At 74.1% G+C, this 18863-nt stretch carries 20 protein-coding genes and 1 riboswitch; of the genes, 10 read left to right on the plus strand and 10 right to left on the minus strand.

What is annotated here, in order from left to right; genetic code table 11:
• Positions 1-852 (minus strand): pyridoxal kinase PdxY, encoded by an 852-nt coding sequence (pdxY, locus tag DQ239_RS00880; protein WP_113832380.1) that lies wholly within the window; start codon positions 850-852, stop codon positions 1-3.
• 137 nt (positions 853-989) lie between these two features.
• On the opposite strand from pdxY, the gene DQ239_RS00885 reads away from it, so the two are divergent.
• Positions 990-1841 carry a formate/nitrite transporter family protein gene (locus tag DQ239_RS00885; protein ID WP_113832381.1) on the plus strand — a complete coding sequence of 284 codons (852 nt, stop codon included), beginning with the start codon at positions 990-992 and terminating at the stop codon, positions 1839-1841.
• 7 nt (positions 1842-1848) lie between these two features.
• Here the strand turns inward: DQ239_RS00885 and DQ239_RS00890 are convergent, their stop codons facing one another.
• The 3 genes from DQ239_RS00890 to DQ239_RS00900 form a co-directional block, all read right to left on the minus strand.
• A complete protein-coding gene (locus DQ239_RS00890) occupies positions 1849-2256 on the minus strand; it encodes a rhodanese-like domain-containing protein (RefSeq protein ID WP_113832382.1) in 408 nt (135 codons plus the stop codon).
• Positions 2253-2789, minus strand: coding sequence for a cysteine dioxygenase family protein (locus DQ239_RS00895; protein ID WP_113832383.1), 537 nt, complete (start codon positions 2787-2789; stop codon positions 2253-2255). Before DQ239_RS00895 ends, DQ239_RS00890 begins: the two co-directional genes overlap by 4 nt.
• Before the next feature lie 83 nt (positions 2790-2872).
• Positions 2873-3061, minus strand: coding sequence for a putative leader peptide (locus tag DQ239_RS00900; RefSeq protein WP_113832384.1), 189 nt, complete (start codon positions 3059-3061; stop codon positions 2873-2875).
• 245 nt (positions 3062-3306) lie between these two features.
• Between DQ239_RS00900 and DQ239_RS00905 the strand changes: the two genes are divergently transcribed.
• Genes DQ239_RS00905 through DQ239_RS00915 form a run of 3 tightly spaced genes read left to right on the plus strand, consistent with a single transcriptional unit; the run spans position 3307 to position 5239 of the window.
• Entirely contained in the window at positions 3307-3942 is a 636-nt protein-coding gene (locus DQ239_RS00905; RefSeq protein WP_113832662.1) for a sigma-70 family RNA polymerase sigma factor, read from the plus strand.
• The gene (locus DQ239_RS00910; protein WP_113832385.1) at positions 3939-4763 is read left to right on the plus strand and encodes an anti-sigma factor; all 825 of its coding nucleotides are present in this window, start codon (positions 3939-3941) and stop codon (positions 4761-4763) included. Before DQ239_RS00905 ends, DQ239_RS00910 begins: the two co-directional genes overlap by 4 nt.
• 35 nt (positions 4764-4798) lie before the next feature.
• Positions 4799-5239: a flavodoxin family protein gene (locus DQ239_RS00915; protein WP_113832386.1), complete on the plus strand. Its 441-nt coding sequence runs from the start codon at positions 4799-4801 to the stop codon at positions 5237-5239.
• Between the two features lie 68 nt (positions 5240-5307).
• Here the strand turns inward: DQ239_RS00915 and DQ239_RS00920 are convergent, their stop codons facing one another.
• Entirely contained in the window at positions 5308-5511 is a 204-nt protein-coding gene (locus DQ239_RS00920; protein WP_113832387.1) for a cold-shock protein, read from the minus strand.
• Between the two features lie 205 nt (positions 5512-5716).
• Entirely contained in the window at positions 5717-7219 is a 1503-nt protein-coding gene (mqo, locus tag DQ239_RS00925; protein ID WP_113832388.1) for a malate dehydrogenase (quinone), read from the minus strand.
• A 229-nt stretch (positions 7220-7448) separates the two neighbouring features.
• Between mqo and DQ239_RS00930 the strand changes: the two genes are divergently transcribed.
• Positions 7449-8315, plus strand: coding sequence for a tryptophan 2,3-dioxygenase family protein (locus tag DQ239_RS00930; protein WP_113832389.1), 867 nt, complete (start codon positions 7449-7451; stop codon positions 8313-8315).
• A 245-nt stretch (positions 8316-8560) separates the two neighbouring features.
• Positions 8561-9889, plus strand: coding sequence for an RNA polymerase sigma factor (locus DQ239_RS00935; protein ID WP_113832390.1), 1329 nt, complete (start codon positions 8561-8563; stop codon positions 9887-9889).
• Positions 9890-10155: 266 nt separating this feature from the next.
• On the opposite strand, the gene DQ239_RS00940 is transcribed toward DQ239_RS00935, so the two are convergent.
• Positions 10156-12000 (minus strand): phosphoenolpyruvate carboxykinase (GTP), encoded by a 1845-nt coding sequence (locus tag DQ239_RS00940; protein ID WP_113832391.1) that lies wholly within the window; start codon positions 11998-12000, stop codon positions 10156-10158.
• A gap of 274 nt (positions 12001-12274) precedes the next feature.
• Between DQ239_RS00940 and DQ239_RS00945 the strand changes: the two genes are divergently transcribed.
• The 4 genes from DQ239_RS00945 (at position 12275) to DQ239_RS00960 (ending at position 16424) form a co-directional block, all read left to right on the plus strand.
• Entirely contained in the window at positions 12275-13123 is an 849-nt protein-coding gene (locus DQ239_RS00945) for an SGNH/GDSL hydrolase family protein (protein ID WP_113832392.1), read from the plus strand.
• A 291-nt stretch (positions 13124-13414) separates the two neighbouring features.
• Entirely contained in the window at positions 13415-14497 is a 1083-nt protein-coding gene (locus DQ239_RS00950) for a hypothetical protein (RefSeq protein WP_113832393.1), read from the plus strand.
• A 130-nt stretch (positions 14498-14627) separates the two neighbouring features.
• A riboswitch (cyclic di-AMP (ydaO/yuaA leader) is annotated at positions 14628-14789 on the plus strand.
• 280 nt (positions 14790-15069) lie between these two features.
• Positions 15070-15975 carry a hypothetical protein gene (locus DQ239_RS00955; protein ID WP_113832394.1) on the plus strand — a complete coding sequence of 302 codons (906 nt, stop codon included), beginning with the start codon at positions 15070-15072 and terminating at the stop codon, positions 15973-15975.
• A gap of 128 nt (positions 15976-16103) precedes the next feature.
• A complete protein-coding gene (locus DQ239_RS00960) occupies positions 16104-16424 on the plus strand; it encodes a hypothetical protein (RefSeq protein WP_147251940.1) in 321 nt (106 codons plus the stop codon).
• A gap of 26 nt (positions 16425-16450) precedes the next feature.
• On the opposite strand, the gene DQ239_RS00965 is transcribed toward DQ239_RS00960, so the two are convergent.
• From DQ239_RS00965 to DQ239_RS00975, 3 genes are all read right to left on the minus strand, one after another.
• A complete protein-coding gene (locus tag DQ239_RS00965) occupies positions 16451-17419 on the minus strand; it encodes an NADPH:quinone oxidoreductase family protein (protein ID WP_113832396.1) in 969 nt (322 codons plus the stop codon).
• Between the two features lie 77 nt (positions 17420-17496).
• Positions 17497-18357, minus strand: coding sequence for a siderophore-interacting protein (locus tag DQ239_RS00970; RefSeq protein ID WP_113832397.1), 861 nt, complete (start codon positions 18355-18357; stop codon positions 17497-17499).
• 94 nt (positions 18358-18451) lie between these two features.
• Complete coding sequence (locus tag DQ239_RS00975) at positions 18452-18814, minus strand: DUF1330 domain-containing protein (protein ID WP_113832398.1); 363 nt, start codon at positions 18812-18814, stop codon at positions 18452-18454.
• Positions 18815-18863 lie beyond the last annotated feature (49 nt).

Here is an 18863-nt window from a genome sequence, read left to right on the forward strand (position 1 = left end):
TCAGACCTCCTCGACGGCGAAGGTCCGGGTGGGCGAGACGTACTCGTCCTGGGCCGCGACCAGCAGGATCTCCCGGGAGCCGGCGGCCTCGGTGCGCTGCAGGAGGCCGAAGACCGACGCCGCCGCCCGGCCGAGGGCCTCGGCGGCGGACCGGGTCTCCAGCCAGTGCGCGAAGAACAGCGCGGCGATCGCGTCACCGGCACCATTCACCGAGACCTCGAGTCGTGGCGTCCGCACCCGCCAATGCCGGCCGCCCTCGGAGGCCAGCAGGTCGATGCTGTCGTCGGGGGTGTCCTCGGCGACCAGCGACGTCGTGAGCACCACCCGGGGGCCCAGTGCCTGCACGGCGGCGACGGCGTCGGTCACCTCGGCGAGCGTGCGCGTCGTCGTCCCGGCCAGCAGGTCCAGCTCGAAGTGGTTCGGCGTGACGACGTCGGCCGCCGGGACGGCGACCTCGCGCATGAACTCCTCGATGCCGGGGCGCACGAACACCCCGCGGCCGACGTCGCCGATGACCGGGTCGCAGCAGTAGAGGGCGGCGGGGTTGGCCTCGCGCACCCGGGCGACCGTGCCGACGACGGCGTGGCCGATGTCGGCCGAGCCCAGGTAGCCGGAGAGGACGGCGTCGCAGCGGCCGAGCGCGCCGCGGTCGGCGATGCCCTGGACCAGCTCCTCGATCGACTGTCCGTCGTAGACGCGGCCGGTCCACGCCCCGTAGCCGGTGTGGTTGGAGAACTGCACCGTGTGGATGGGCCAGACCTCGACGCCCAGGCGCTGCAGCGGGAACACGGCCGAGGAGTTGCCCACGTGCCCGTAGGCGACGTGCGACTGGATGGAGAGCACAGCGGTCACGGGGAGTCACCCTGGCACACCGGGACCCGCCGGACGGCGCCGGTGGTCACCGCGCCCGGGTTAGCCGACCGCGAACCCGGAAACACTCCGCGGGTGCCGCCGGCGACGCGCCGGCCGGACCGTCCCAGGAGGTCGCCATGACCGCACGCGAGCCGCAGGAGATCGCCCGGGTGGCGGCCGAGGCCGGCGCGAAGAAGACCCACCGCAGCTGGGACAAGGTGCTCGTCAGCGCCTTCCTGGCCGGTGCCTACATCGCCTTCGGCGGGCTGGTCGCGATCGCCGTCTCCTCGGGGCTGGACCCGGACACCTGGGGGACGCTGCCCACTCTGTTCACCGGCGCCACCTTCACCCTCGGCCTGGTGCTCGTGCTGATCGCGGGCTCCGACCTCGCCACCGGCAACATGGCGCTGGTCCCGCTGGGCGCGATGCGGGGGAAGCTCGGCTTGGGCGACGTCGCGAAGAACCTGTCGCTGGTGCTGCTGGGCAACCTCGCCGGTGCCCTGGTCGTGGCCTGGTTCCTGGCCGTGCAGACCGGCGTCATCGGCGACGCGGACGCCGCCGGCAACGCCGGCCTGACCTACGAGCGGCTGGCCGGCATCGCCGAGGGCAAGGCGCTGGGGGAGTCGCCGTGGCAGACCTTCCTGCGGGCCGTCGGCTGCAACTGGCTGGTCTGCCTGGCGGTGTGGATGTCGCTGGCGGCGAAGGACGTCGCGGGCAAGATCCTGGCGATCTTCTTCCCGATCATGGCCTTCGTGGCCATGGGCTTCGACCACGTCGTCGCCAACATGTTCTTCCTGCCGGCGGCCATCTTCGCCGGGGTTCCCGACGTCGGCTGGGACGAGACGCTGCTCAACTGGCTGCTGGCCGGGGCGGGCAACCTCGTGGGCGCGGTCGTCTTCGTGGCGACGTCGTACTGGTACCTCTTCCTCAAGGACGACCCCGCCGACCGGCCCGCGCCCGCCGACGCGGAGAGCGCCGAGCGCACCTGACCGGCGCTCAGCGCGACGGCAGGCCCGCGGCCGCCCAGGCGCGGAACCCGCCCACGACGTCGGTTGCCCGGGAGAGCCCCAGCGACCGCAGCGCGTCGGCGGCGAGGCTGGAGGTGTAGCCCTCCGAGCACAGCACGACCACCTCCACGTCGTAGCCGGTGGCCTCGGGCAGGCGGGCGTCGCTGGCCGGGTCGAACCGCCACTCCAGGACGTTCCTCTCGACGACCAGCGCGCCCGGCACCTCGCCCTCGTACGCGCGCTGGGCCGCCGGGCGGATGTCGACGAGGAGGGCGCCGCGGGCCACCCGGGTGGCGGCCTCCCGCGGGGTCAGCCGGCCGATGCGGGCACGGGCCTCGGCCAGCAGCTCGTCGATCGTCCGCGCCCCTGGCGGCCGGACCCGGGCCGGCGCGCTCACCAGTCCACCCCCGCACGCTCGGTGCCGGTGCGGCGCAGCGTGCCGTCGGCGATCTCGTAGCTATTCATCCAGGTCAGGCCCGGCGTGTACACGTGCACGCTCACCGCCGGCCGGTCGCCGTGGTTCGTGACCTGGTGGACGTAGTGCGGGCCGAAGTACCGGACCCGGCCGGGGGTCAGGTTGTCGGCGGACTCCCGGACGCCGTCGCGGCCGGTCGCGACGACGCGCTCGGTGAGGGTGCCCCGGACCACGGCGAAGGCGCCGGCGGACGTGCCGTGGTCGTGCAGGGGAGTGCCCTGTTCCGGCAGCCAGGAGAGCAGCCAGACCTGGGCGTCGGCGAGCTCGTCGTGCAACGAGGGATCCACGGCGGCGGCGGCGTCTGCCGGGGGCAGGAGGTGGGTCCATCGGCTGTGCGGCCGGTACTCGACCCGGTCGAGCCAGTGACGGGCGCCGGTGGCCAGTGCGGCGGCCAGGCCGGCGGCGCCGGTCGAGCGGGCGGTTGTGTCGAGGGCAGGGGTCAGGGTGTGCGTCATCAGGCATCCAGGGAGGTGGGCGCGCTCGGGGACCCCGGGACGACCGGGGGAGCGCGGATGGGAGGGGGAGGTGTCGAGGTGCGTCAGCAGGCCGGACACAGCGCGCTGGCCGTGCGCCGCAGGTCGACGGCGGGCCGGCGGTACAGCTGGTTCGCGATGACCCTCGTGGGCGCGGTGGGCGCGGACCACGCCGCGCGGCGCCCATCGTCGACCGGCTCAGCCGCTGCCCGGGTACGGGGCTGCGGGGTGCGGGCTGCGGCGACGGTGGTCACGGGTTCTCCTCGGCCGGCGGGGCAAAGCGCACTATACCGATCGGGTTGACAGGTCATGACCCCGCGCGCCGAGCAGGGATCTCCGGGCGTCGATGAACCGATCGAGCGCCCGCGTGCGAATGCCCTTCGACGACCCGACCGGCGGCCACGAGGAGGAGCCCGTGCGTACGGCCACAGGCACCGATCTGCTCGTGACCCGCGCTCCGGACGCCGCGCCCCGGCGATCGCCGGATACCGTGGCGATCATGGACGAACCGGCACGGCGGCCGGAGAACCCTGCCGCTGCTGCGCTCATGGTGCGCGTCCGTGCAGGGGACCGGCGCGCCGTCGACGAGCTCTACGAGCTGTTCGGCCGGCAGGCCTTCGCACTGGCCCGGCGCATCCTGCTCGACGACGGGCTCGCCGAGGACGTCGTCCAGGAGGTCTTCCTGTCGGTGTGGCGCAACCCGGGCGCGTTCGACGCCGCCCGCGCCGGCGTCTCGTCCTGGCTGCTGGCGATGGTCCACCACAAGTCCGTGGACGCCGTGCGGCGCGAGGAGGGGCACCGGCGCCGCAGCCGCCGGGCGGAGGACGACCTGGCCCTCAGCGCGCCGACCGCGACCCGCGACGCCGAGGAGCAGGCCGTCGACCGCTTGGTGTCCGAGCAGGTCCGCACCGCCCTCGGGGAGCTGCCCGCACCGCAGCGCGAGGCGCTCGCGCTGGCGTACTTCGGCGGCTACACCCAGCGGGAGGTGGCCGCCCTCACCGGTGTGCCCCTCGGCACGGTCAAGACACGGATGTTGTCGGGAATGCGGAAGCTGCGGTCCGAGCTGGCAGGAAGCGGCGGCGCTGCCGGCGAGGGCCGGGGCGCGATCGCGCCGACGGACGGGGGCACGCGATGAGCACGGCCCGGCCGGGTCCCGGCCACGACGAGGGCTTCGAGGAGCTCGCCGTGGGCTGGGCGCTGCACGCCCTGGAGCCCGAGGACGCCGACGCGTTCCTCCCGCACCTGTCCGGCTGCCCGCGCTGCCGCGAGATCGTCGACCAGACCACCGAGGTCATGGGCGACCTGGCCACCGCGGCGCCGGCCGTCGAGCTGCCGCCGGGGCTGGGCGAGCGGCTGCGCGCCGAGGTGGCGCGCACCCCGCAGGACGTGCCCGCCGAGCGTCCGGAGCAGGCCGCTGCGCCGGCCCCCGCGCGCCCGGCGCCCGCGGCCGCATCCCCTGCCGTACCCAGCCGGGTGCCCGCCGGGGTGCCGGTGCCGCGCCGCCGGTGGACGTCGGTGCTGGTCGCGGCCGCCGTCGCCGCGGTCGTCGGGCTCGGTGCCTGGACGGCCGTGCTCATCGGCGACCGGGACGAGGCGCGCGACGCCGTGGCCGCAGAGTCCGCCCTGGTCGAGGAGCTGCTCCGCCCGGGGCCGGCGACGGTCGTCCCGGTCACCGACGACGGCCGGACGGTGGCCACGCTGCTCACCCGCGACGACGGCGTGCAGGTGGTCAGCCACGCGCTGGAGCCCAACGACCGGGATGCCGAGATCTACGTCCTGTGGGGCCTGGAGCAGGGCACGCCCAAGGCACTGGGGGAGTTCGACGTCGACGGTCCGGGCCTGGAGCTGCGCACCCTGGAGGTCGAGGGTGCCGACGACTTCCCGAGCTACGGCATCAGCGTCGAGCCCGGACGGCAGGCACCCGAGGCGCCGACCGACGTCGTCGCCCGGAGCTAGTCGGGCCCTGTCCCGGGGTGCGGGATGATCCGCGCATGCCTCGTCTGCTCGTCGTCCACCACACCCCCTCGCCCGCGCTCCAGGCGGTGCTCGAGGCGGTGAAGGAGGGGGCGGCCCTCGTCGAGGAGGTGGAGCTGGTGCTCCGCCCGGCGCTCTCGGCGGGCCCCGCCGACGTGCTCGCCGCCGACGGCGTCCTGCTCGGCACGCCGGCGAACATCGGGTACATGTCCGGGGCGCTCAAGCACTTCTTCGACACCGTGTACTACCCGTGCCTGGACGCCACGGTGGGGCTGCCGTACGGGGTGTACGTGCACGGGAACGACGACACCGCGGGCGCGCTGACCAGCATCGACCGGATCACCGGGGCGCTGCGCTGGAAGCAGGTCGCCGCGCCGCTGAGCCTGACCGGATCGGCGTCACCGGCCGACCTGGACGCCGTCCGGGAGCTGGCCGCCACGGTGGCGGTCGGGCTCTAGCGCTCCCCGGAACGCCGACGGGGGCCACGGCGCCGGAGCGCCGTGACCCCCGTCGGGATCAGTTCAGATCAGAGCGGGCGGACGTTGTCCGCCTGCGGGCCCTTCTGGCCCTGCGTGACGTCGAACTCGACCTGCTGGCCCTCGTCGAGGGAGCGGTAGCCGTCGCTCTGGATGGCGGAGTAGTGCACGAAGACGTCGGCGCCGCCGCCGTCCTGGGCGATGAAGCCGAAGCCCTTCTCCGCGTTGAACCACTTCACAGTGCCCTGAGCCATGTTCGTTCTTCTTCTTCCGTGCTGATGGGTGACCGGACCGGCAACTCGCCGTCCCGGGGCCGCCGCACCGACCGGCAGGACCGAGAGGAACGTCAGGGCAGAGACGACTGCGGACGTTCGAGAACGAGCAGAGGTACTACAGCGACCGGCGGCGAGAATACCCTGTTCCGCGGGCCGGGCGGTAGCCCCGCGCCCGGAGCGCCGCTCAGCCGGCGAGCTCGAGGGTCTCGGTCGTGTCCTTGCGCACCTGCGCGAGGAGCTCCGGTTCGTCGGACAGCTTGTGCCCGTAGGAGGGGATGGCCTCCTGGATCAGCGGGCGCCAGGCGTCGGTGCGGTCGGGGAAGCAGCGCTCGAGCAGCGTGAGCATCGCCGAGACGGCGGTGGAGGCACCCGGGGAGGCGCCCAGCAGGCCGGCGATGGTGCCGTCGGCCCCCACGATCAGCTCGGTGCCGAACTGCAGCATGCCCTTGCCGGTGGCGGGGTCCCGCTTGATCACCTGGACGCGCTGGCCGGCGGTGATCATGTCCCAGTCGTGCTCCTCGGCCTCCGGCACGAAGCCCTGCAGGGTGCGGTGGCGGGCGGCCCGGGACTGCAGCAGTTCCTTGATCAGGTACTTGGTGAGCGCCAGTTCGGTGCGGGCGACGCCGAGCATCGAGCCGAGGTTGTTCGGGCGCACGCTCAGCGGCAGGTCGAACATCGACCCGGCCTTGAGGAACTTCGGCGAGAAGCCGGCGTACGGGCCGAAGAGCAGCGAGTGCTCGCCGTCGATCAGGCGCAGGTCCAGGTGCGGGACCGACATCGGGGGAGCGCCCACCGCCGCCTGGCCGTAGACCTTCGCCTGGTGCATCGAGACGAGCTCCTGGGACGTCGTCCGCAGGAACATGCCGCTGACCGGGAAGCCGCCGAAGCCCGCGATCTCCGGGATGCCGGTGCGCTGCAGCAGCGGCAGTGCACCGCCGCCGGCGCCGACGAACACGAACCGGGTGCGCACCGTGCGGGGCTCGCCCGAACGGGTGTCGCGGACGGTCACCTTCCAGCGGCCGTCGGTCTCCCGCTCGATCTCCTCGACGCGCTGGTGGGTGTGCGCCGCGACGCCGCGGGTCTCGGCGTCCGCGAGCAGCAGCTTGGTCAGGGCGCCGAAGTTGACGTCGGTGCCGGCGATCGACCGGGTGGCGGCGACGGCCTGCTCCGGGTCGCGGCCGGCCATGACCAGCGGGATCCACCGGGCGAGCTCGGCGGGGTCCTCGGTGTGCTCGAGCTCGGCGAACAGCGGCTCGGCCTTGAGCGCCGCGTAGCGGGCGCGCATGTAGCGGCGACCCTCCTCGCCGGTGACGAAGCTGACGTGCGGCACCGGGGAGATGAAGTCCCGCGGGGAGCCGGTCATGCCGCGGCGCACCAGGTGCGACCAGAACTGCCGGGAGACCTGGAACTGCTCGTTGATGCCCACGGCCTTGGACGGGTCCACCCGGCCGTCGGGGCCGGCGGGGGTGTAGTTCAGCTCGCAGAGGGCCGAGTGGCCGGTGCCGGCGTTGTTCCAGGCGTCCGAGCTCTCCCCGGCCAGCGCGGGACCGGCCTCGAACACCGTGACCGACCAGTCGGGCGCGACGATGCCGAACAGCGCGGCGAGGGTGGCGCTCATGATCCCGCCACCGACCAGCACCACGTCGGGGTTCGAGCTGTCCGCTACTGCGCGGTGATCCGAAGTCACGTCTGCCTCTCTGGCCTACCGGGGGAGGGCGCCCGCGGAGCGCGCCACCCTAGATGGTCGGCCGAAACCACCCTCAACACGAAACCGCAGCGGTGTGAGCTATGTCGCCTTCGTGGCGGCGCCGTCGCCCGCGGCCCCGGCGACGGGAGGGATGCCCCGCCGCCGGCCACGGCATGCCCGGCGCCCGGAGCGCCCGGGCCCGCCCGGGCCCGGGGGCTAGCGTGCGGGCATGGCGAGCGATCCCCACGACGGCCGGGCCGAGCGGGCGCTCGAGGAGTCCATCCGGACCGACCTGAGCGCCGACCGCAGTTACGGCGGCTACCTCGGGCTGGACCGGTTGCTCTCCGCGCAACAGCCCCGCAGCCGGCCCGAGCACCACGACGAGCTGCTGTTCATCGTCCAGCACCAGACCAGCGAGCTGTGGCTCAAGCTGGTGCTGCACGAGCTGATGGCGGCACGCAGGTACCTCGCGGCCGACGAGCTCGACCCCGCGCTCAAGTGCCTCGCCCGGGTGAAGAACATCCAGCGCACGCTCACCGAGCAGTGGTCGGTGCTGGCCACCCTCACGCCGCGGGAGTACGCACAGTTCCGCGGCGCGCTGGGCGACGCCTCGGGCTTCCAGTCCCACCAGTACCGGGCGGTCGAGTTCGTCCTCGGCAACAAGAACGCCGCGATGCTGCAGGTCTTTGACGGCGAGCCGGCCGCCCGGGAGCTGCTCGCCGAGCTGCTGGACGCGCCGACGCTCTACGACGAGTTCCTCCGGCTGCTGGCCCGCACCGGCCTGGACGTGCCCGAGTCCGTCCTGACCCGCGACGTCCGGGAGCCGTGGCGCTTCGAGGTCGGGCTGGTGCCGGTGTTCCGGCGCATCTACGAGTCGACCGAGACGCCCTGGGGGGTCTACGAGGCCTGCGAGAGCCTCGTGGACATCGAGGACAACTTCCAGCTGTGGCGGTTCCGGCACCTGCTCACCGTCCAGCGGACGATCGGGGCGAAGACCGGCACCGGCGGCTCGTCCGGCGTGGGGTTCCTGAGGCGTGCGCTGGATCTCACGTTCTTCCCCGAGCTCTACGCCGTCCGCACCGAGATCGGCACGTGACCGGTGCCGGTCCACGGCGTCGCGACCACCCCCGAGGGGCGACCCGGCCGACGGGGCGCGGCACCGACGGCGGAGGCGGGCTAAAATGACGTGCCGTCCGCGGTGACGCGCCACTCTGGCCGGAACCGCAGGACATCAGCCCCCCACCCTGATCGTGTGCCGGCTCCTCGCCGGGCACGTGCCGGCCTCTCCGCTAGGACTGCAGGTTCTCGCGACGCCGTCCGATCCCGTCACGAGAGGCGACCATGACTGCGACAGACATCGCCCAGCCGGCCGCCGCCGGCCCGGACGAACCCGCTGCTGCCCCCGAGGCAGCGGCGAAGCCGAAGGCTGCCGCCAAGCCTCGGGCAGCCGCCAAGAAGGCACCCGCGAAGGCCGCGGCCGCCAAGGCTCCGGCCAAGGCCAAGACCTCCACGAAGGCCCCGGCGAAGGCGAAGACCGCCGCCGCCGAGCCCGACGCCGAGCTGGCCGAGGACGTGCTCGACCCGGCCGCCGAGGGGGAGACCGTCACCATCGCCCCCGCGGGGGTCGACGAGGACGACGACACCGACGTCCCCGAGGGCGAGGCCGACGCCGCGGCGCCGGGGTTCGTCTGGGAGGACGAGGAGGAGTCCCTCGCCCTGCGCAAGGCCCGCAAGGACGCCGAGATGACGGCCTCCACCGACGCGGTCCGCGCCTACCTCAAGCTCATCGGCCGGGTGAAGCTGCTGACCGCCGAGGAGGAGGTCGACCTCGCCAAGCGCATCGAGGCCGGTCTCTACGCCAGCCACAAGCTGGCCGACGCCGCTGCGGCGGGCGAGACGCTGCCGGTCTCCCGTCGCCGCGAGCTCACCTGGGTGACCCGGGACGGCGAGCGCGCCAAGGATCACCTGCTCGAGGCCAACCTGCGTCTCGTGGTGTCGTTGGCCAAGCGCTACACCGGCCGTGGCATGGCGTTCCTGGACCTCATCCAGGAGGGCAACATGGGCCTGATCCGCGCGGTCGAGAAGTTCGACTACACCAAGGGCTTCAAGTTCTCGACCTACGCGACGTGGTGGATCCGCCAGGCGATCACCCGGGCCATGGCCGACCAGGCGCGCACCATCCGTATCCCGGTGCACATGGTCGAGGTGATCAACAAGCTCGGCCGCATCCAGCGGGAGATGTCGCAGTCCCTCGGCCGCGAGCCCACCCCGGAGGAGCTGGCCAAGGAGCTCGACCTCACGCCGGAGAAGGTGCTGGAGATCCAGCAGTACGCCCGGGAGCCGATCAGCCTCGACCAGACCATCGGCGACGAGGGCGACAGCCAGCTCGGTGACTTCATCGAGGACTCCGAGGCCGTCGTCGCCGTCGACGCCGTCAGCTTCGGCCTGATGCAGGACCAGCTGCTGAGCGTGCTGCAGACCCTGTCGGAGCGGGAGGCCGGCGTGGTCCGGCTGCGCTTCGGCCTCACCGACGGCCAACCGCGCACGCTGGACGAGATCGGCCGCGTCTACGGGGTCACCCGTGAGCGCATCCGGCAGATCGAGTCCAAGACGATGAGCAAGCTGCGCCATCCCAGCCGCTCCCAGGTCCTCCGCGACTACCTGGACTGAAAAAAGGACCCCGTCCTCCTCACCCCTCGCACGCTCGGGGCGAGCCTCTGGACGGGGCCAGCGACGACGAGGGCCCCGACCACGCCGGTCGGGGCCCTCGTCGTTGCTGGCGTCGGCGCCTCTCCTGGGGCTCTTCTCGTGCTGGTGGGGTCCTGCAGCGCCCGGTGAGCACGAGAAACGCCCGAGAAGCGCCCGGAGACGAGACGAAGGCCCCGACCGTGCGGTCGGGGCCTCCGTCGTCGTGCAGGGCGCTCAGCGCCCGGGGATCACTCCGCCTGGTCGTCCAGGGCGTCGGAGACGCGACGGTGGGCCGCCCAGATCTCCTCCGGCATGTCGTGGAACAGCGAGAGGTGCTGCTCGCGGTGCGCCATCTCCTGCTGCCACCGGTGGGTGTCGATGGACAGGAGGGTGTCGAGGTCGTCGGGGCGGAGGTCGGTCATCCCCTCGAGCTCGAGCTCGTCCTTGGCCGGGACGATGCCCACCGGGGTCTGCCGGCCGCTGACCTCGCCGTTGCGCAGCTGCATCAGCCACAGCAGCGGACGCAGGTTGTCCCGGTACCCCGGCCACAGGAAGCGGCCGTCCTCGCCCCGCTGGAACCAGTTCACGTGGGCGAAGATCGGCTTGTCCTTGGCGGCGCCGATGATCTTCAGCCAGTGCGCGGCGTACGCGCCCTCGGAGTAGGCCATGAACGGGCGCATCGACATCGGGTCGTACCGCAGGACGCCCTCGGTGCCCTCGGCGGCGAAGGTCGCCTCCGCGCCCAGGGTGAGGCCGTCGTAGACGCCCTCGGCGAGGTCGGTGATCGCGCGGACCAGCGGCTCGCGGTCGCGGGTGCGGCCGCCGAAGATGATCGCGTCGACCGGCACGCCTTTCGGGTTCTCGTAGTCCGGCGCGATGTTCGGGATGTTCGACAGCGTCGTGGTGAAGCGGCTGTTCGGGTGCGCCCAGGGGGCGTCCTTCTCCTCTTCGGAGCGCTCCGCGATCAGGTCGCCCTTCCAGTCGCGCCAGCCGGTGACGTCGGCGGGCGGGTTCTTGCTCTTGCCCTCCCACCACACGTCCTGCGTCTGCTCGTTGTAGGCGACGTTGGTGAAGATCGTCCCGGTGCCCTCGGCGATCGCCTCGACGGCCGTGGGGTTAGTGACCTCGTTGGTGTCCTTGGCGACGCCGAAGGCCCCGTACTCGGGGTTGATCGCGTAGACGCGGCCGTCCTCGTCGTCGACCCACAGCCAGGCGATGTCGTCGCCGTAGAAGTGCACCTGGTAGCGGTCACCGAGGGCGTCGGGCGCCAGGATCATGGCGAGGTTCGTCTTGCCCGACGCGCTCGGCATGCCGCCGGCGATGTGGTACGTGCGGCCGGCCTGCTTGTCGGTGATGCCCAGCAGCAGGAACTGCTCGGCGAGGAACTTCCCGGAGGCCCAGCCGTCGTAGGTGGCCTGGCGGAGGCCGTGGGCGATCTTGCCCAGCAGCGCGTTGCCGCCGTAGGAGGAGCCGTAGTGCAGGATCGTGCGCTCGTCGGCGATCGTCACGAAGTAGCGCTGGTCCTCGGCGGTGCCCTGGCCGAGGTTCTCCAGGTCGCCGGTCACGTGCACGCCGCGGACGAAGTAGTCCTGGTCCTCGAGGTCGTTCACGTACTGCACGCCCACCCGCGCCATGCGGATCATGTGCAGCACGACCGTGCGGGTGTCGGTGAGCTCGACGCCGGTGGCGAAGGCCTGCAGCGGGGAGCCGGGCGGGGCCATGACGTAGGGGACGACGTACATCGTCTTGCCCGCGGACTTGCCGGCCATCCGCTCCTCGAGCATCGGGCGCATCTCCGAGGCCGGGCGCCAGTTGTTGTACTCGCCCTTGTCCTCGGGGTTGTTCGTCGCCACGACGGTGCGCTCCTCGGAGCGCGCGGTGTCCTTGGGGTGGCTGCGGGAGTAGTAGCGGCCCTCGCCCGCGGGCAGGAGCTCACCGGCCTCGAGTGCCTCCCGGATCAGCCGCGCGTCGTCGGAGGCGTTGACGACCTCCACCCGCTCGGCGCCGGTGTGCTGCGCCCAGTGCTTCACGTAGGCCCGCACGGCCTCGTTCGTCAGTCCGGCTTCGTCCAGAACCGCGTCTATGGCAGTCACGAGGATCCTCTCCATCCGCTACGACCCACCTTGTCTTCCCGCGCAGGATCCAGCCACCGCGCCCCCGCAGGAGGGAGTGGGGCGGACCCGGCATCGGGAAAGTGTTGGGTGATGGTGTCAGGCGGGTTACGGCGGCTGTACGCCGGGAGGTTCCCGGGCCGTGTCCGGCCATCCGGATGGAGTACGTCTCACGCTCACGCGTGTGACGCGCGTAACCGTACGGGCGACGGGTCGTTGCTCCCGTCGGCATCCCTCGCGTCGTCTGGAGCTCTCCGTGCGCCGTCTCGCCGCCTGCCTGCTGGCCGTGTTCACCACCCTCGTGGTGGTCGCACCTCCATCCCAGGCGACCGGTCCGGTCCGGTACGTGGCGCTCGGCGACTCCTACAGCGCCGCCTCCGGCGTGCTGCCGCCCGACCCGACGGCGCCGCCGCAGTGCCTGCGCTCGCTGGCCAACTACCCGCACGTCATCGCCGCGGCCACCGGCGCGCAGCTCACCGACGTCACCTGCGGCGGAGCGGACACCGGCGACTACCTCACCGGCCAGTACCCCGGCGTGGCGCCCCAGCTGGACGCCGTCACCCGGGACGCGCAGGCCGTCACGATGACGATCGGCGGGAACGACAGCGGGGTCTTCATCAACTCGATCCTGCGCTGCGGGGCCGCGGGACTCACGACGCTCGGCACGGGCAGCCCCTGCCGCGACCAGTACGGCTCCTCGTTCCAGGACACGATCCGGACGACGACGTACCCCTCGCTGGTGCGGGTGCTGAAGGCGGTGCGGGCCAAGGCGCGGCACGCGGAGGTCGCGATCCTGGGCTATCCCTCGATCCTCCCGGCCACGGGCGGCTGCTATCCGCTCATGCCGGTCGCCGAGGGCGACGTCCCCTACCTGCGGGGCGTCCAGGCGACGCTCAACGACGCGGTCCGCCGGGCGGCGAAGGCCACGGGTGTGACGTTCGTCGACCTGAGCCGGGTGTCCGAGGGGCACGACGCATGCCAGCCGATCGGCGTCCGGTGGATCGAGCCGGTGCTCGTCGGCACCAACCCGGTCGTCGTCCACCCCAACGCGCTCGGCGAGTCCCGGATGGCCGCTGAGGCGATAGCGGTCATGCGGCGCCTCTGACGGCCCGGGGCGGTTGCCCCGGCCGGTGGTCCGCGGGCCCACCTGGTCGTTTGTCACGAACGGGTAACGGTGCCTACCGTCATGCCGTCCGCCGGTCACTCCGTCCCCTCACCGGGACGACCGACGGACGCCGTCATGTCCTGGCCGGACCCGCCGGCCGAGCCGCGCCCCACCGTTCACCGCACGCTCGCTGTCGCGCGTGCCGGAGCGCACTCCCGCAGATCCCGTCCGCGCCGCCGGCCACCCCGTCCCGGGGTGCCGCGCGCCCCACGTCTCGGAGCCCCCGCACCCATGAACGTCCGCACCACCATCTCCGGCGCCCGCCGCCGGCATTCCGCCCCGCGCCGTCCCCGCGCCGGCGTGCGCACCGGCACCTTCCTGGCCTCCGGCGCCGCGGGTGTCGTCCTCGTCACCGCGCTCATCGGGAGCGAGGTCGCCCCGCGGACCGACGCGGCCGGGGCCGATGCCCCGAGCGTCGAGGCGGCGGAGCCCGCCCCCGCGGAGGCGCAGAGCATCGCCGGGCAGCTCGGGATCGGCGCCACGCCGGCACCGGCGGACGGCGCCGAGCCCCTGGAGCGGCTCGAGGACCTGGCCGCCAGCCGCAGCAGCCGCGAGGACGCGGCAGCCGCCGCCGGCGTCGCGCAGGCCGTCGCCGACCGGGCCGAGCTGGACCGGCAGCGGGCCGACGCCGAGGCCGCCGCCCGGCGCGCGGCCGAGGAGGCGGCCAGGATGCAGGCGGCCGCGGCGTTCGCGGCCGCGGAGGAGGCTGCCGGCATGCGCGCCGCCGCGGCCTACGCCGCCGCCGAGGAGTCGGCCGCCGCAGCCCGTGCGGCCGAGGCGGAGGCGGAGGCGGCGGAGCAGGCCCCGACGGCGGCGCCGATCGCTCCTGCCGCCCCGGCGCCGGAGGTGGCCGCGCCGCGGCCGCCCGTCCCGCCGGCTCCCGCCGCTCCGCCGGCCCCCCGGGTGGTCGCCCCGCTCGCGGCCCCCGCGCCGGCACCGGCCGCGGCGCGCGGGGTCGCCCGGATCACCAACAGCGCCGGCGCGATCCGGCCGCAGGTGCAGGCCGCGGCCGACACCGTGGTGGGTGCGGTGCCCGGCGCCGGCTCGATCACCCTCGGCGGAACCCGGGCCAGCGCGGCCGATCCCGGTGGGCACCCGTCCGGTCTCGCGCTGGACTACATGGTGCTGGCCAACCGCGCGCTCGGCGATGCCATCGCCGAGTACCACATCGCGCACTGGGACGAGCTCGGCGTCGCCTACATCATCTGGCAGCAGCGCATCCTCAGCTCGCCCGGTGGCGCCTGGAAGCCGATGGCGGACCGGGGGAGCGCGACCGCGAACCACCTCGACCACGTGCACGTCAACTACCGCTGACGGCACTGTCGCGCAGACCACGACGACGGCGTGTCCCCGAGGGGACACGCCGTCGCTCGTTGTCACGAAACCGTAACGATGGTTACCGTGGTGGAGTCCGCCGGCCGACACGTCCCCACCCGGGGAGACCGAGCGGACACCGCTGAGTCGCCCTCGTCCCCTGGGCCGCGGGCGAGCCGGGGACCCACCGCACCACCGGGGTGAGTCCCGGACCGGACCTCCGTCCGGCCGGGTAGGGCACTTCTGAGCCCGAATCCGTCAGCTAACTCGGTAAGCGGTATCGGAAGAACGGAGAGCCGCCGGATGGCGTGCCCCTGCACCACCGCACCACCTCGCAGCACCCGCCACCACCAGCCCCGGGTCCGCCCGCACGGCTGAGCGCTCCTGCCGCTCGCCCCGGCGCCACCGACGGCGCCCCGCACGCCCCGGGCAGCACACCGGCATCCGACCGGTGCCTCCCCGCGCGTCCCCGCATGCCGGCGAGCCGCAGTCCCCGCAGACCGCACACCCGTCGCAGCCCTCGTCGTCCCTGGTCGGACGCTGCTGCACGCACAACCGGAGCACCCGCACACATGCACCCCCGCACCCTCGTTCCTGCCCTGCGCCGTACCACCCGCTCGGACCGTCGTCCTCCGGCAGCCGCCCGCCGGCCCGCTCTCTACCTCGGTGCCGCCGCCTCCGCCGCGCTCGCCGTGAACCTGGTGGTCGGCACCGGCCCGGACGCGCAGGCCGAGGCAGCCGGCACCGAGTCGGTCAGCGTCGCCCGCCAGCTCGGCCTGGAGGCGTCCCCCGAGGCCGCCGACGCTTCCCGCGACCTCGGGGCGCTGAGCGACCTCGCCGCCTCCCGCAGCAGCCGGGAGGACGCCCGGGTCGCCGCGCAGTTCGCCCAGGTCGCCGCCGACCAGGCGGTCCTCGACCGGCAGCGCGCCGAGGCCGAGGCCGCCGCCCGCAAGGCCGCCGAGGAGGCCGCCGCCCGCAAGGCCGCCGAGGAGGCTGCCGCCCGGGAAGCCGCCCAGCGGGCCGCCGCGGCCGCGCCCGCCCCGCGGCGTGCACCGGCTGCGTCGGCGCCGTCCCCGGCCGCCGGGCTCGCCGAGGCGGCCCGGTCGGTGGCCGCCACCGTGCGCGCCCGGATCAGCAACACCGCCGGCGCGATCAACCCGCGCGCGCAGGCCGCTGCGGACGCCGTCGTGAGCAACGTGCCGGGGGCGGCCTCGATCACCCTCGGCGGCACCCGCGCCAGCGCCGCCGACCCGGGCGGCCACCCCTCCGGCCTGGCGGTGGACTACATGGTGCTCGCGAACGGCGCTCTGGGCGACGCGATCGTCGCCTACCACGTGGCCCACTGGAACGAGCTGGGCGTGGAGTACGTCATCTGGAAGCAGCGGATGATGAGCTCGCCCGGCGTCTGGAAGCCGATGGCCGACCGCGGCAGCCCGACGGCCAACCACATGGACCACCCGCACGTGAACTACCGCTGACGCACGCACGACCCCGTCCGGTGGCGGGCGCGGTCGGGCCCGGGGCCGGCGCTAGTGTCGTCGGTCCCGGGCGGCGCCGCTCCACGGCTGCCGCCGGAACCACCCAGCCCGACCTGGAGGACGCCGCCGTGTCGACGACCGGACGTGGTCGCGGAACCGACGAGGACGAGTCGCCCGCGGCCCCGCCCATCCCGTCCTTCGCCTCGCTGCGCGCACCGCGCCGGACCCACGCGGCCCTGGACGTGCTCCTGCCGCAGGCCCAGCCGGAGCAGCCGCTCCCGCCGGTGCCCCCGCCGGTGCAGGACACCCCGCCGGTCGTGGCCCCCCGGCCGGCCGAGTGGGCCGACCTGCTCCGGTTCTCGGTGCGGATGGCGTCGGCGGCGCTGTGCCTGCCCGGCGCCCTGGTGCGCGAGCCCGCCCGCCGGCTGCGGCGCCTCCTGGGGGAGTAGCGCCGCAGCCGGCGGGGTGGACGGCGTCAGCGGACGCGGAGCAGCACCTTGCCGGCGGCGCGTCGCTCGTCGAGCTCGGTGACGGCCTCGACGACGTCCTCGAGCGGGTGGACGGTGCCCAGCACCGGGTCCAGCGCGCCGCGCTCGAGCAGCGGGTAGAGGTCCTGCCACTGCTCCTGCGGGAAGCCGGGCGAGCCGCCCACCCAGAACGCGCCCCAGCCGACGCCGACGACGGAGACGTTGTTGAGCAGCAGCCGGTTGACCTTGACCGTGGGGATCTCCCCGCCGGTGAAGCCGAGCACCAGGATCCGGCCCTCGCGGCCCAGGCTGCGCAGCGAGTCGGTGAAGCGGTCGCCACCGACCGGGTCGACGACGACGTCGACACCGTTCCCGCCGGTGAGCTCCTTGACCACGTCGCGGAAGCCGTCGGCGGGCACGATCTCGTCGGCGCCGGCCGCGCGGGCCACCTCGCCCTTGGCGTCGCTGGACACGACCGCGAGCACGCGGGCGCCGTAGGCCTTGGCCAGCTGGACGGCCGCCGTCCCCAGGCCGCCGGCGGCGCCGTGCACCAGCACCGACTCGCCCTCCTCCAGCCGGCCGCGGCGGCGCAGCGCGAAGTGCATCGTCAGGTAGTTCATCGGCAGCGCGGCGCCCTGCTCGAAGCTCATCCGGTCCGGCAGCGGGAACACCATCGACGGCGGCGCGGCGACCACCTCGGCGAAGCCCCCCAGCGACGGGAAGGCCGCGACGCGCTGCCCGGCGGTGACCCCGCTGCCCTCTGGGGCGGAGCGAACCACGCCGGCCACCTCGCTGCCCGGGACGAACGGCAGCGGCGGCTTGAGCTGGTACTCGCCGCGGCTCTGCAGCACCTCGGGGAAGGTGACGCCGGCGGCGTGCACCTCGATGAGGACCTTGTCGGCGGCGTCGGGCTCGGGGACGTCGACGACCTGGATCGCCCGGGGGCCGTCGAGGGTGGAGATCTGGGCGGCGCGCACGGGTCCTCCTGCGGTAGGCGTCGGTGACCTGCGAGCTTGTCAGACGCCCCCGCGGCCCCGCTGCCCCGGCCCGCGGCTCAGGCCGGCGCCGGGGCCTCCTCGGCCTCGATCCGGGCGTTCCACTCCCGCTTGGTGGACTGCCAGCCGTCCTCGGTGTCGCCGCGCCGCCAGTACCCGGAGATCGACGTCCACTCCGGGGCCAGACCGCAGCGCTCGCGCAGGTGGCGGCGCAGCTCGCGGACGGCGTAGGCCTCGCCGTGCACGAACAGGTGCCCGCGGCCGGCCGGCAGCTCGGTGCCCCGCACCGCGTCGACGAGGACCTCGCCCGGTGCGGCGTCCCCGCGGTGCACCCAGCGCAGCTCGGTGCCGGGGGAGAGCGCCAGGTCGGGCTGCTCCTCCTCGGGACCGGCCACCTCGACGAAGGCCAGCGCCCGCGTGCCCGCGGGCAGCCCGTCGAGCGCGGCGGCGATCGCCGGGAGCGCCGCCTCGTCACCGGCCAGCAGGTGCCAGTCGGCGTCCGGGTGCGGGCGGTAGGCGCCGCCGGGGCCCAGGAACTGGATCCGGTCGCCGGGCCGGGCGGACGCCGCCCACGGGCCGGCCACGCCGGCGTCGCCGTGGTGGACGAAGTCGATGGTGAGCTCGCCGGCGGCGGCGTCCCAGGCGCGCACGGTGTAGGTGCGGATGACCGGCCACTGCTCCGGCGGGAGCTGCGCGCGCAGCTCGTCGGCGTCGTAGGGCGCCTGGTAGGAGGCGCCGGCCGGCGGGAGCTGCAGCTTCACGTAGTGGTCGGTGAACTCGCCGGCGGGGAAGCCGGCCAGCCCCTCGCCCCCGAGGACGACGCGGACCATGTGCGGCGTGATCCGGGAGGTGCGCAGCACCTCGGCGACCCGCGCCGTCCGCTTGCGGGGCGGGCGGGCGCCCTGTCCTGCCTCGGTCATGCTGGCTCCTCCGGAACGGTCCTGCGTGCGGCGGCCCGGTCGGCACCGGACCCTCGCCGTCCGTTCCAGCGTAGCTCGCGAGGTTAGGCTGCCCTCACCACGGGACGGTGGCCTGCAGCACCGCCTCGGTGAGGGCCCGGGTCCGCAGCGGGGTGACCTGCTGGTACTCCGGGTCGGCCACCATCGAGCTGAAGGCCTGCCGCGTCGGGTAGCGGATGAGCAGCACGGCGTCCCAGTCCTGGCCGGCCTCGGCGACCAGCACGGTGGAGCCCTCGCCGGCGTAGAGGATCTCCCCGCCGTACCGGGGGAGGAAGGTCGTCCGGAGCGCCTCGGCGTACTGCTCGTAGGACTCCCGGCCGCCCTCGGCGTAGCGCAGCAGGTTGAGCATCACGACCGGGCCACCCGGGTCCTCCTGCAGGTAGCGCTTGAGGTCCGTGCCACGGGGATCGACAGCCATGCCCGCACGCTAACCGGCGCGCGGTGCCGGGGCCCGCCCGCCGTCGCCC

The sequence above is a fragment of the Blastococcus sp. TF02-09 genome (genome assembly GCF_003319105.1).
Lineage (GTDB): Bacteria > Actinomycetota > Actinomycetes > Mycobacteriales > Geodermatophilaceae > Blastococcus.

Excerpts from the sequence above, each read along its gene's own strand:
- DQ239_RS00885 (WP_113832381.1), top strand. The coding sequence starts at position 990 with ATGACCGCACGCGAGCCGCAGGAGATCGCCCGGGTGGCGGCCGAGGCC.
- DQ239_RS00895 (WP_113832383.1), bottom strand. The coding sequence starts at position 2,789 with ATGACGCACACCCTGACCCCTGCCCTCGACACAACCGCCCGCTCGACC.
- DQ239_RS00905 (WP_113832662.1), top strand. The coding sequence starts at position 3,307 with ATGGACGAACCGGCACGGCGGCCGGAGAACCCTGCCGCTGCTGCGCTC.
- DQ239_RS00910 (WP_113832385.1), top strand. The coding sequence starts at position 3,939 with ATGAGCACGGCCCGGCCGGGTCCCGGCCACGACGAGGGCTTCGAGGAG.
- DQ239_RS00915 (WP_113832386.1), top strand. The coding sequence starts at position 4,799 with ATGCCTCGTCTGCTCGTCGTCCACCACACCCCCTCGCCCGCGCTCCAG.
- DQ239_RS00920 (WP_113832387.1), bottom strand. The coding sequence starts at position 5,511 with ATGGCTCAGGGCACTGTGAAGTGGTTCAACGCGGAGAAGGGCTTCGGC.
- DQ239_RS00930 (WP_113832389.1), top strand. The coding sequence starts at position 7,449 with ATGGCGAGCGATCCCCACGACGGCCGGGCCGAGCGGGCGCTCGAGGAG.
- DQ239_RS00935 (WP_113832390.1), top strand. The coding sequence starts at position 8,561 with ATGACTGCGACAGACATCGCCCAGCCGGCCGCCGCCGGCCCGGACGAA.
- DQ239_RS00950 (WP_113832393.1), top strand. The coding sequence starts at position 13,415 with ATGAACGTCCGCACCACCATCTCCGGCGCCCGCCGCCGGCATTCCGCC.
- DQ239_RS00955 (WP_113832394.1), top strand. The coding sequence starts at position 15,070 with ATGCACCCCCGCACCCTCGTTCCTGCCCTGCGCCGTACCACCCGCTCG.
- DQ239_RS00970 (WP_113832397.1), bottom strand. The coding sequence starts at position 18,357 with ATGACCGAGGCAGGACAGGGCGCCCGCCCGCCCCGCAAGCGGACGGCG.
- DQ239_RS00975 (WP_113832398.1), bottom strand. The coding sequence starts at position 18,814 with ATGGCTGTCGATCCCCGTGGCACGGACCTCAAGCGCTACCTGCAGGAG.